The sequence below is a fragment of the Morganella psychrotolerans genome, from assembly GCF_001676055.1.
GTDB lineage: Bacteria > Pseudomonadota > Gammaproteobacteria > Enterobacterales > Enterobacteriaceae > Morganella > Morganella psychrotolerans_B.
The window spans coordinates 361,200-372,972 of the sequence record NZ_LZEX01000012.1 but is presented as its reverse complement, the minus strand read 5'-3'; the positions used below and the strand labels follow the sequence as shown (position 1 = coordinate 372,972).

The window sequence follows — 11,773 nt, the reverse complement described above, 5'->3', positions numbered from 1 at the left end:
CCGGCATGTCTTTTCCTGCGTTTGTCAGTGTGTTACGCCACGCTACCTTCTGCACTTTTTCATTATCAGCAAGTATGTCCCGTAATAAATACATTTACAGGAAGAAATATCAGTGTGTTTTTTTTTTAAAAACCGCAGGCAGGCAGCCATCCCATTGACAGAAACAGCATAATAGTGAGATTAATAAAAAAATAGCGCATGTGTAAGCACATGCAGTAAACGCATATAGTAAAGGACGATAACAATGCGCCAGATTACAATACGATTAGCCGAACCAACAGATGCAGCCGCATTATACGAAATGCATAAAGATTTTAATTCTTATGCCAATACGCTTCAGATGCCCTACTCATCCCGTAAATTCTGGGAGCAGCGCCTGAGTCAGAATGAAGCATTATCCACACGCCTGGTTGCCGTTGTTGAAGGTGTTGTTGTGGGATTGCTGGGTATTAATCAAAACAGTAACCCCCGCCGCCGCCATGTGGTCAGTTTTGGTATTACTGTTGATAAAAGTTACCGTGGTCAGGGAATAGGCAGTACACTGATGCAGGCAATGATTGATTATTGCGATAACTGGCTCGATATCCGCCGGATTGAATTGGAAGTTTTTGCTAATAATCCGGATGGCATGGCGCTGTATGAAAAATTCGGTTTTCAGCGTGAAGGTATTGCCCGCGATTATGCGTTCCGCGATGGTCGTTATGTGGATGCGATTATCATGAGCCGGATAAGTAATCAGGCAAGATAATCCTTATTTCCGGGAAAATAAAATGGAAGCACCTGTCATAGAAACGCGCTGGATGTGTATTGAGTGTCATAAAGAAGAGATTGCACCGCATACAGATTACTGCAGCGAATGTACTGAAAAACTCTATTCCCGGATAGACGGGTGGCTTTGGTTGCCGTTAATCAGCTTGTTTCTTTTTATTGTTTCAGGGATCTACTCCCTGCTCGATTATTATACTGTGCTGAATGACGGCTATGCCCTTCCCCGCAATATGATGCCCACTCTGCATATTATGGCAATAACCGATATTCTTTATATCGCCGGTGCCATCATCACACTGACCTTTTTTTTTAAAGCGCTCCCGCCTGCTGCCCCGCGTTTTTACCGGGTTCATATTGTTGTACATAAGTGCCGAAGCACTCATTTTTGCCAGTATTATCGGTTTTATCCCCTCTTCTGCCGGGCTCCTCACAACCTTACCGCTGATAAAATCTCTCTTTTATGCGATGATTTGGCTATCCTATTTCCGGGTCTCTGATCGCGTGAAAAAAACATTTATTCATTAATAAGGAAACAGCATGAACAAGTTTATTTTTCCGGCAATGGTGTGTGCTGCCTCTTTGGTAGCTGTCCCCTCCTATGCGGGTAAATTACCGGAGAATCCTTATTTATCAACAGCCGTAATCAGCAGCGCCGGTAGTGTCTACAGTTCTGTAATGATAAGCGGTGCTATTTTATCCCCTGTTATTTTGCCTGCTCAGTTGATTGCTGAATCAGTAGAAAATAATAAAAAAAGAAAAAGTAACAACTATTACTGGTAAAACAACGAAAAAAGAAGATGTCACTCTGTTGGTCGCAACCGAAAAACTGGAAAAAATCCCGGTAAAACCCGGTGATAAACTGACTATTGAGCCTGCAGAAAAAGGTGCCGGTGCATATCTGAAAAAAGACGGAAAAGTCATTTCCCATATGGTGACACAAGACGATCGTGAATTAACCCATCAGGAGAAAATGCCATAATATGCGCCTGCTGAAATCAATGCTCCTGACCGTCCTGCTCATTATATCCGGCCCGGCAGTCAGCGGCAGTCAGAACTGTACGGATAAAACCCCGCCGACCCCGCAGGAAGCTGCACTGCGTACCAGTCAGGCAAAGGTTCTGCATGACTGGCTGGAGCAACAGGGCGACAGAGTTGTTCTGCTGGTGCGCCAGGGACAAGCGCTCAGTGAATACGGACTGACATTTTCCCATGCCGGATATGCGGTCAGAGAACGAAACGGAACCTGGCGGGTATACCATAATCTTAATACCTGCGGGACAGCAAAATCTGAACTGTGGATCCAGGGTTTGTATCAGTTTATCGATGACGACCTTGCCGGAAATACCATCGCCACCCTGCATTTTCCACCCGCCTTACAGTCGCAGTTGCTGAGAGTTCTTCGTGACCCGGCGCTGCGTAAAGCACTTCATAATCCTGATTACAATATGCTGGCACATCCGTTTGCAACAGACAGCCAGAACTCCAACGGCTGGATACTGATGGTGTTTGCCGCTGCGCGCTCTGCGGGTGTTGATTCTGTACCCGCCGGTGTGACCTGGCTGAAATCGGAATTTTATATCGGCTCCTCCGCAGAGGCCGGACTGGTCAAACGGGCACTGGCAGATAGCGTTATGCCTCATGTGTCAACAGACGGCCAGCCGGTGACCGGTATTATCACCTTTAATTCCGGCGACAGCCTGCTGGGGTTTCTCAGCCGCTACGGGAAATTCCGGGTCGAATGTAACCACGGTAATTTCGGGTCTGCCGTCTGCCTGAGACCGTTACCTGAGTAACAATGCCGCCTGCTGCTGTTTTATATCCTGCTGCCGTCAACTCTGACGGCAGCGGTTTCTACGCCACTTTCTTCCCTGCACCTCTTTTTTTTCACTCATATTGTCACTTTCCCCGACTACCCGTCCGTTACATTAAATTTCCTTTTCCTTTATTTTTCATTAATTTAGTTGCTAATGAATACTTTATTGAGCTAATAATAAAACATAACAACAACACAACATTTTTTTTATTTCAGCCGTACTTTTACCGGCAACATGCCAACACAACACGGGATAAGGAAAAACACAATGAGCAAACAAGACACCTCACATGCGCCGCAAACGCATGACAGTGATTTTATGTTTACCCCCATACCCATGACTCACCGCCGGGAGACCTGGAAACAGATCCTCGTGTGGATAGGGTTTGGTTATGTCGCCACCGGGCTTTTTATCGGCGGCGCACTGGCGGGTGCCAACGGCGGACCGGGGATGTCATTTCCGATGGCGCTGCTGGCGATCGCTATCGGCATGGGATTATTATTTATTCTCACCTCACTGCTCGGCATTATGGCGCAGCGTACCGGTCTGAGCCTGGCGCTTCTCAGCCGTTTTTCATACGGTTATCTCGGCTCTAATCTGCCGATGATCGCGATGGGGCTGCTGACACTCGGCTGGTTTGCCGCGATCACCGGCATGGTCGGTGATATCTGGGGATCGTTTCTGGGCAATCCCAGCGGGATAATTGTCTTTGATCCGGGCGCACACGGGTATAACGGCGCACCTATCACACTGGAAATTTTTATCTCCTGTGTGGTCGCCGGATTACTATTCACTTACACCTCACTTCACGGTATGAAAGGGCTGGAAATTATCGCCATTCCTGTTTCGCCGATCATTATGATTATTGCTGTGGTCACCGGCTATGCGATGTTACAGGAGGGCGGCGGGTTATCTGTCTTTATTGAAAATTCAAACCGCAATGAAGGGCTGATGCTGTCAACGGCGATCACCATGGTTGTCGGCAGCTGGATTGCCGGTGCCGTAATGGGTGTGGATCTGTTCCGGTTTAATAAAAGTATTTCTGCGGTTTTCTGGGGATCGGCGGCCTGCTTTATTTTTACCAATCCGCTGCTCAATATCGTCGGGTATATCGGCACTATGACTGTCGGAATGCCGAACTATGTTACCTGGATGATTGAAAAAAGTTTCCTGCTGGCGCTGCTCGGCGTTGTCACCTGGACACTGTCTCTGTGGACCACCAACGACGCAGAGCTGTACTGTAACTCACTGTACACCGGCCCGGTACTGGATTCCGCGGGTATAAAAGTCAATAAAAGCATTCTGATTCTGTCTACCGGGATCCTCGGCACCGTATTGGGCGCTATTGGCTTTTACCAGATATTCTTTGCTGATTTTATTAATTATCTCGGCATTATGGCGCCGCCGCTCGCCGGTCCTTTGCTGGCTGATTATTATGTCACCCGCAAATGTAAATATGATATCAGCCTGATTAACAGTCAGCCGAAATGCAATTACGCAGGCGTAATAAGCGCCCTGGCGGGGATGGCTTCAGGGCTGATTATGGCAATGAATAATATTCTGTCTGACTGGCCGACCGGCTTGTTAGCCTGGTGTTTACTATCATCCTTTATCTGATTCTGCATCCGTTACTGGCGGCAAAAGCTGCATCACCGGCAGCAGGGAGATCATCATGAAAAAAGTTGTTTTAAATGAGTTCAATACTGAAGAGCTGAAAACATTGTTCGATAACGGACAAATTGACAGCGCCATTACTGTTTTCGGCAGTTGTGAAAGCCACGGTCCTCATCTGCCCCTCGGTCCGGATCTGTTTGTGCCGGAGGCGGTTGCAAAACGCGCGGCACAGCGATTGTCGCGCACTATTGTGGTGCCGGGCATGCCTTTCGGAACATCGGCACACTACAACGGTACGCCGATGGCGATTAATATCCGCTTTGAAACCGTGATTGCGATTGCGGAAGATATGTTCGAAAGCCTGATTCAGTACGGCATCAAACATATTTTTGTCTTCAATGGTCATGACGGAAATATTCCGTCTCTGGATATCGCACAGCGCAATGTCAAAGCGCGTCATAAAGATGTGGTATTCGCTTTCCTGCCGGCGTGGTGGTCGGTGGTCGGCAGCCGTCTCGGAGATCATTTCTTCCGTGAATGGAACGGTCTGGGTCATGGCGGAGAAGGTGAATCATCAATTACCGCAGCCGTCTGCCCGGACTTATGTGATTTAAGCAAAGCCGTGCGCCAGATGCCGGAAGACAGTATCCGTCATGGTGATAATGTCCAGATCATGTGGGATATCACCGAAGTATCTGTAACCGGTGCCACCGGCGACCCGACTTACGCCAGTATTGAAAAAGGCGAAAAAATGCTGGATGCCCTGACCGATCTGGTGGTGGAAAGCATTGAGGCACTGGAAAAAACCAACTGGAATTACGATCTGCGTACAAAATAAGATTTATGCCCCGCATCACGTTGCGGGGCTTTTTCTTACAGCCCGGCGAATTCAGGAATGGGTTTGCGCCCATGGGATTCAAGGAAATCCAGCACCCGGCGCGGGGTGACATTCAGGATCTGCGCTTCAGGGAATTCAATTTCACGAAGCATGGCAAGCACGCGGTCAAAATTCCCCAGATAGCCTGCATAGTGGGAATCAGAACCAAGAGAAACCCAGCCGCCACTATCACGTACAGCTTCTGCTATTGCGCGACACTGTTTTTCACTGCCTGTGCGTGAGTGCAGAAATGATGAGTTATTCATCTCCAGCGCCACATTGCACTCTCTTGCCGCCTGAACCATCGCCTGAATATCAACCGGATACTTAGGGTTGCCCGGATGAGTGATAATCTGCACCTTGCCGCTGCGGATAGTGGCTATCATCGCCTGCGTATTCTCCGCCTGCCCCTGAGGTTGCAGAACCGGCTCATGAAAACCCGCCAGGATGATATCGAGCTGTTTTGCCATTTTATCCGTGCAATCTGTTTCGCCGGCCTGGTTTTTAATATTCGCTTCAATGCCGTACAGCAACCCGGCGCCGTTAATCATCCTCGGCAGAACCGGCATATTAGAAAAATGCCACGGATGAGGTGCATCTGCCATGTCCGGTCCGTGATCGGTTATTGCGAACAGTTTCATCCCTTTTTCCGCCGCCTGCGCAAAATAGTCGCTGACGGTACTGTACGCATGCGTGCTGGCAACGGTGTGTGCATGTAAATCAACCGGATACATAATCAGACCCTTTTTATATTAACAACCCTTTAACCCTATCAGATTCCGGAAGGGATCTTCAACCTGACATATCCGCAACCCGCCTTCAATCTGCATCGGCCCGCGATATAACCGCGCACCTAATGATTCAAAATGCGTAATAGCCTGTGCCAGGCTATCTGTCTGCCAGTACAGAACACTTCCCCGCTTTCCTGCACCGACTTTTTCATCTGCCTGAACTATTTCGATGGTAAACCCCGGAAGACGGAGCAATGTGAAATCAAACTCAGGCAGATATTGCGCCACCGCGTGCGGAAATGCCCGTTGATACCACGCAAGCCCGGCAGGAACATCCGGCACATGAATAAGAACAGATGCAGGTATCAGATTTATCATTCGTTCTTTTCCGCCCGTGCACCGCGTAATATCTGCGCAATACAGTCAGTCAGTTCCGGGTGTTCTTCATGCCAGACCGTTATTCCGTTTGCTTCAAACAGCGCGGTTGCCACGCCAGAGCCGGTTTTCAGTGTGCCGTCAAACCGGCCGCTGTAAATAAGACCACTGCCGCAGGAAGGACTGTTGGCTTTTAAAATCACATGGGTGATGTGCCGCTGTTTCAGGTATTCAAGCGCCCGCTGCGCGCCCTGCATAAAGGCGTCAGTCACATCTTCACCATCCTGAGCTACCACACGGGCGCGGCCCTGCCAGACATCCTTTCCGTCTCCGCCGGTAATTTCTGCCGGGGCGCGCGGAACCGGCAGGCCGCCGAGAATTTCCGGGCACACAGGAACAGCAAGTCCGTATTCCTGAAGCATTTTCAGCGGGGCATACAACTTATGGCTGCCGTCATAGCGGACAGCTTCGCCTGCCAGACAGGCACTGATTGCGATCATGAATGACTCTCAGTCTTTGCCGGCTTCCCGTGATGCAGCCAGACAGTTTAATGGATAATAATCAATCAGGTGATAGTAAATAACTTATGGCAGTGCAGCAAGTGATGTTATTCCGCTGTCCTTCCTGCGCTCAGGTTTATCCTTTCCGCTAAAAAAAAGTGCTAGACTCAGCAGGATGTCTTTTTTAACCGGAGTATGAGCCGTTATGCACGCACCTTCCCCGTCAGAGAAACCGGTTTTATCCGTTTTTGATTTTGACGGCACGCTGACCCACAGTGACAGCTTTGTCCCTTTCCTGCGCTTTGCGTTCGGGAAACGTATTTTCACCCTGAAGATGCTGCGGCTGGTTTTACCGACTCTGCGCTGTTTCTCCCGCAGACTGACCCGCGATGAGTTAAAAGAAGTGCTGATCACCACCTTTCTGACCGGTGTCGAAGCCCGCTGGGTGGAAGAGAAAGCAAAAATATTCTGCTCACGTTACTGGGCAAAAATGATGCGTCAGGAAGGGCTGTCGGCGGTTGAGGCCGAAATTGATTCCGGCGCGGAAGTTACTTTATGCTCGGCATCGCCGGAACTGGTTTTGCGTCCCTTTACTGATCGTCTGGGGATCAAACTGATTGGTACCCAGCTGGATGTCAAAGACGGTATTCTGACCGGAAAAATCAGCGGAAATAACTGCCGCTGCGGTCAGAAAATTGCCCGCCTGAAACAGATTTACGGCGATTTATCCGCTTATCATCTGCGCGCATGGGGTGATTCCCGCGGGGATTATGAACTGTTGTACGCCGCACAAGAACCACACTGGCGTCACTTTCACCGCAATCCGGCAAAATATGAAAAACGCCGTAAACAGTTTTCTGTCCGCTGACAGATAACACAAAACAGATGCCGGATTTGAGCGGGCAGTGAAAACACAGCCCGCTTTTATTTACTCTGCTCTTTCATCATCTGTTTTATCCGGGACATTGCTTCAATCCCCCGCTCACACATGCCTTCCTGTGTCTCTGCCGGCAATTTAAAGAACTCCTTTTTAGACTCGTTATACTTTTGCTTCATTTCCTCAATATGCTCTTCCATCCCCTGCGTTTTTGAAAGCTGTTCGATAAACTCATCAGATTTTTTAAGATAATCTTCACAAAGAGGTGATAACGGCGCAGAAACAGCCACAAAAGAGAGTGATAATAAGACGGCAGTGAGTACTGATTTTTTCATGGAGTATCCTTTCACTTTATTGTTATTAAAAATGGTAATGCAACACTCAGTAAGCCACAATTTCAGCTCCGCGGCGGACAACACAGCACTCTCCCTGTGCAACCCATTCGCGGATGTCGGCACAGCGCTGAGCATCATGTGCGGCAACGGTATCCAGTGCAATCAGCAGAGGAATATCCCGCTCTGTTGCGGGCAGGATTTCCTCTGTGATAGCTTGCATTCCTGTATATGTATTAATTATATACCCTTAATTATCAGCTCGTTGCAGCATCTTCCGCGTGATTATCTGTTTCTGCCGGTTTTGCGGGAGCCGATTTTTGCGAAGCCAGTAATTCCAGCAGGGCATACTGTTTTGCAATCCGCTGTGTTGCCTGATCCACCAGCATAGCGGCTCTCGCCGGAGAGCTGTTATTCAGCCGGTTAAAGCGTTGCTCCTGATTTATCACGTCAGATAAGGGTACAGACGGCGCACGGGAATCAAGGATCAACGGTGCTTTTCCGGTTCCTTCACGGCGCGGATCAAAGCGGTACAGCGGCCAGAATCCGCTGGCTGTCAGGGATTTCATCTGATCGTAACTGAAGGCCAGATCATAGCCATGTTCCTCACACGGGCTGTAAGCAATAACCAGTGACGGGCCGGGATACGATTCTGCTTCCTGAATCGCTTTAACAGTCTGGTTCATCTGCGCACCGATCGCGATTTGTGCGACAAAAACATTGCCGTACATCATCATCGACAGTCCCAGATCTTTGCGGGACTTACCTTTGCCTTCTTCACCAAATTTAGTCACAGCCCCCATCGGCGTAGCTTTTGACTGCTGACCGCCGGTATTGGAATAACACTGGGTATCCAGTACCAGTACATTAACATTTTCACCACTGCTCAGAACATGATCCAACCCGCCGAAACCGATATCATAAGCCCAGCCGTCACCACCAATCAGCCAGACCGATTTCGGCAGCAGATAGTGCGCATCTTCCGCCAGTTCACGGGCGTGCGGATCCGGGTTATCTGCCAGTAATGCCCGAAGCCCGGTGATCGCAACCCGTTTATCATCCGCAGACAGCGCATCATCTGTCAGCCGTTGTTGCAATTCTTCCGGCAGTTGTGACGCAAAGGACATCAGCAACCTTGTTACCCGTTTTTTATGCTGATCCATTGTCAGCCGGAAGCCCAGACCGAACTCAGCATTGTCTTCAAACAGGGAATTTGCCCACGCAGGTCCCCGCCCGTCTTTATTGGTGGTGTAAGGTGTGGTCGGTAGATTACCACCGTAAATTGAGGAGCATCCGGTCGCATTGGCAATAAGCAGCTGTTCTCCGTAAAGCTGGGTCAGCAGTTTGATATAAGGCGTCTCACCACAACCGGCACAAGCACCTGAGTATTCAAACAGCGGAGTTATCAGCTGGGATGTGCGGATATCAATGCGCTCAATCTGAGACGCGGGGGTGTCCGGCAGTTGCAGGAAGAAATCAAAATTGGCCTTTTCTTCTGCCAGATGAGCCAGGCGCGGCTGCATATTGATGGCGCGGATAGCCGGGTTTTCTCTGTCTTTTGCCGGACAGACCTCATAACACAGGTTACAGCCGGTACAGTCTTCCGGTGCAACCTGTAAAACATAATCCAGCCCTTTCATATCACGGGCTTTGACCGGCAGACGCTGTAGTGTTTCAGGCGCATCACCGAATGCAGCCGGTGCTGCCACTTTCGCGCGGATGGCCGCATGCGGACAGGCCGCCACACAATAATTACACTGTGTGCAAAGTGATGGTTTCCAGATAGGGATCATCTCTGCAATATTGCGTTTTTCCCAGCGCGTGGTGCCAACCGGCCAGGTTCCGTCCGGCGGGAATGCCGAAACCGGCAGTGCATCACCCAGCCCTGCCAGCATCATAGCCGTTACGGTTTTAACAAAGTCCGGTGCATTATCCGGGACTACCGGCGGGCGCGGCAGACTGTCAGGATCGACAGGCTGCAATGCAACCCGGGTCAGAACATCAGGCGTACGGGCAATCGCCGCCAGGTTGTTCTGAACCACCTCATCACCTTTACTGCTGTAACTGCGGATCACCGCCTGTTGCAGATAAGCCTGAATTTCAGTCAGCGGCAGCAGTGCAGTCAGGTGGAAGAATGCAGTCTGCATTACGGTATTGATCCGCGCACCCAACCGGCATTCGCGGGCTATCTGATACGCATTGATGACATACAGCTGCGCCTGTTTTTCGACCAGCAGCGCCTGAACATCCTGCGGAATATGATGCCAGACCTTGTCTGCCGGATACGGACTGTTAAGCAGAAAAATGCCGCCAGGCGCAAGTTTTTCAGCGATAGCGTATTTATCCAGGAACTGCCACTGATGACAGGCAATAAAATCAGCCCGGCTGATAAGGTAAGTCGCTCGGATCGGCTGCTCACTGATACGCAGATGTGAAACCGTCAGTCCGCCTGCTTTTTTGGAGTCATAGACAAAGAAACCCTGCACATAATCAGCCGTATTATTACCCAGAATACTGATGGTATTTTTTGCCGCAGAAACCGTTCCGTCGCTGCCAAGCCCGTAAAACAGCGCGCTGAGACGGTGACTGACCGGCAGGTTTGCCGCAACCGGTGCCAGCGAGAGCCCGGTAACATCATCCATGATCCCCACGGTAAACCGTCTTTTCGGCGATGTTAATGTTAATTCACGGAAAATAGCCATTACGCAATCCGGATCAAACTCTTTGGATGATAATCCGTAACGTCCGCCGGTTACCCGTGGCAGCACTGCCCGCTCCCCGTTCTGAAAAGCCTCGGCAAAAGCGGTCATCACATCCAGATAAAGCGGTTCCGCCTGAGCGCCCGGCTCTTTTGTCCGGTCGATCACGGCAATATTGCGCACTGTTTCAGGAATAGCAGCCAGAAAATTTACGGCAGAAAACGGCCGGTAAAGATGGACTTCCAGCACACCGACCGTTTCACCCTGAGCGACCAGTTTATCCGCAACTTCTTCCGCAGGGCCTGCTGATGAGCCCATCAGAACAATCAGCCGCTCTGCCTGCGGATGTCCGTAGTAAGTAAATGGCTGGTAGTGACGCCCGGTCGCCTGCGCAAACTCCGCCATCGCCTGCGTCACATGCTGATATGTTGCGTCATACCAGGGATTGGTCGCTTCCCGCGCCTGAAAATAAGTATCCGGATTTGCAGATGTACCGCGCACAACCGGATGCTCCGGTGACAGTGCCCGGTCGCGGTGAGCGCGGACAGCATCAGCCGGGATCAGTTCATTCAGCTCTGCACGGCTTACGGCAATGATTTTATTCATCTCATGCGACGTGCGGAAACCATCAAAAAAATGAATAAACGGAATACGGCTGCGCAGCGTCGCTATCTGGGCGATTACGGCAAAATCCTGCGCCTGCTGGACACTGTTTGAACATAAAAGCGCACAGCCTGTCTGACGGACAGCCATAACATCTGAGTGATCACCGAAAATCGAAAGTGCATGGGTGGCAACAGTGCGCGCCGCCACATGCAGAACAAACGGCATCAGCTGGCCGGCGATTTTATACAGAGACGGGATCATCAGAAGCAATCCCTGGGAAGAGGTAAAGGTTGTGGATAATGCCCCGGTCTGAAGCGCACCATGCACTGTGGCAATGGCTCCCCCCTCTGACTGCATCTCCATCATGCGGGGAACATCCCCCCACAAATTCAGCTCACCACCAGCGGCCCAATGATCTGCATACTCCGCCATCGTGGAGCTGGGAGTAATAGGATAGATGGCGATCACTTCATTCAGCTGATACGCCACCCGTGCCACCGCCTGATTTGCATCAGTGGTGATCATGCTGTGTAATTCATTGCTCACGATAATATCACTCTATGGTTTTTTTATTTTTTAC

Annotated in this window: 14 protein-coding genes; 8 read left to right on the top strand and 6 right to left on the bottom strand. The window is 50.1% G+C overall.

Annotated elements, in window-relative coordinates:
• The first annotated feature begins 244 nt into the window (after positions 1-244).
• From AYY17_RS10185 to AYY17_RS10160, 7 genes are all read left to right on the top strand, one after another.
• Complete coding sequence (locus AYY17_RS10185; RefSeq protein WP_067423437.1) at positions 245-748, top strand: GNAT family N-acetyltransferase; 504 nt, start codon at positions 245-247, stop codon at positions 746-748.
• Positions 749-1,122: 374 nt separating this feature from the next.
• Complete coding sequence (locus AYY17_RS21215; protein ID WP_328585537.1) at positions 1,123-1,293, top strand: DUF2569 family protein; 171 nt, start codon at positions 1,123-1,125, stop codon at positions 1,291-1,293.
• 12 nt (positions 1,294-1,305) lie between these two features.
• Complete coding sequence (locus AYY17_RS22240; RefSeq protein ID WP_235845339.1) at positions 1,306-1,548, top strand: STM0539 family protein; 243 nt, start codon at positions 1,306-1,308, stop codon at positions 1,546-1,548.
• Between the two features lie 28 nt (positions 1,549-1,576).
• The gene (locus tag AYY17_RS22235; protein WP_235845338.1) at positions 1,577-1,747 is read left to right on the top strand and encodes an STM0539 family protein; all 171 of its coding nucleotides are present in this window, start codon (positions 1,577-1,579) and stop codon (positions 1,745-1,747) included.
• A 1-nt stretch (position 1,748) separates the two neighbouring features.
• A complete protein-coding gene (locus AYY17_RS10170) occupies positions 1,749-2,561 on the top strand; it encodes a DUF2145 domain-containing protein (protein WP_067423435.1) in 813 nt (270 codons plus the stop codon).
• A 288-nt stretch (positions 2,562-2,849) separates the two neighbouring features.
• Positions 2,850-4,199 carry a purine-cytosine permease family protein gene (locus tag AYY17_RS10165; protein WP_067423434.1) on the top strand — a complete coding sequence of 450 codons (1,350 nt, stop codon included), beginning with the start codon at positions 2,850-2,852 and terminating at the stop codon, positions 4,197-4,199.
• A gap of 55 nt (positions 4,200-4,254) precedes the next feature.
• A complete protein-coding gene (locus AYY17_RS10160) occupies positions 4,255-5,034 on the top strand; it encodes a creatininase family protein (RefSeq protein ID WP_067423432.1) in 780 nt (259 codons plus the stop codon).
• Between the two features lie 35 nt (positions 5,035-5,069).
• Here the strand turns inward: AYY17_RS10160 and AYY17_RS10155 are convergent, their stop codons facing one another.
• The 3 genes from AYY17_RS10155 to AYY17_RS10145 are packed head-to-tail and all read right to left on the bottom strand — an operon-like array spanning position 5,070 to position 6,679.
• Entirely contained in the window at positions 5,070-5,807 is a 738-nt protein-coding gene (locus AYY17_RS10155) for a phosphatase (protein WP_067423430.1), read from the bottom strand.
• A gap of 18 nt (positions 5,808-5,825) precedes the next feature.
• The gene (locus tag AYY17_RS10150) at positions 5,826-6,182 is read right to left on the bottom strand and encodes a VOC family protein (protein ID WP_235845337.1); all 357 of its coding nucleotides are present in this window, start codon (positions 6,180-6,182) and stop codon (positions 5,826-5,828) included.
• Positions 6,179-6,679: a 2-thiouracil desulfurase family protein gene (locus AYY17_RS10145; RefSeq protein ID WP_067423428.1), complete on the bottom strand. Its 501-nt coding sequence runs from the start codon at positions 6,677-6,679 to the stop codon at positions 6,179-6,181. Before AYY17_RS10145 ends, AYY17_RS10150 begins: the two co-directional genes overlap by 4 nt.
• A 205-nt stretch (positions 6,680-6,884) precedes the next feature.
• On the opposite strand from AYY17_RS10145, the gene AYY17_RS10140 reads away from it, so the two are divergent.
• Complete coding sequence (locus AYY17_RS10140) at positions 6,885-7,547, top strand: HAD family hydrolase (RefSeq protein ID WP_067423426.1); 663 nt, start codon at positions 6,885-6,887, stop codon at positions 7,545-7,547.
• Between the two features lie 56 nt (positions 7,548-7,603).
• Here AYY17_RS10140 and AYY17_RS10135 read toward each other — a convergent pair whose 3' ends face one another.
• The 3 genes from AYY17_RS10135 to nifJ are packed head-to-tail and all read right to left on the bottom strand — an operon-like array spanning position 7,604 to position 11,718.
• Positions 7,604-7,891: a DUF5339 domain-containing protein gene (locus AYY17_RS10135; RefSeq protein WP_067423424.1), complete on the bottom strand. Its 288-nt coding sequence runs from the start codon at positions 7,889-7,891 to the stop codon at positions 7,604-7,606.
• Between the two features lie 46 nt (positions 7,892-7,937).
• Positions 7,938-8,111, bottom strand: coding sequence for a hypothetical protein (locus AYY17_RS21540; RefSeq protein WP_156656677.1), 174 nt, complete (start codon positions 8,109-8,111; stop codon positions 7,938-7,940).
• A 34-nt stretch (positions 8,112-8,145) separates the two neighbouring features.
• Complete coding sequence (gene nifJ, locus AYY17_RS10130; protein WP_067423422.1) at positions 8,146-11,718, bottom strand: pyruvate:ferredoxin (flavodoxin) oxidoreductase; 3,573 nt, start codon at positions 11,716-11,718, stop codon at positions 8,146-8,148.
• Positions 11,719-11,773 lie beyond the last annotated feature (55 nt).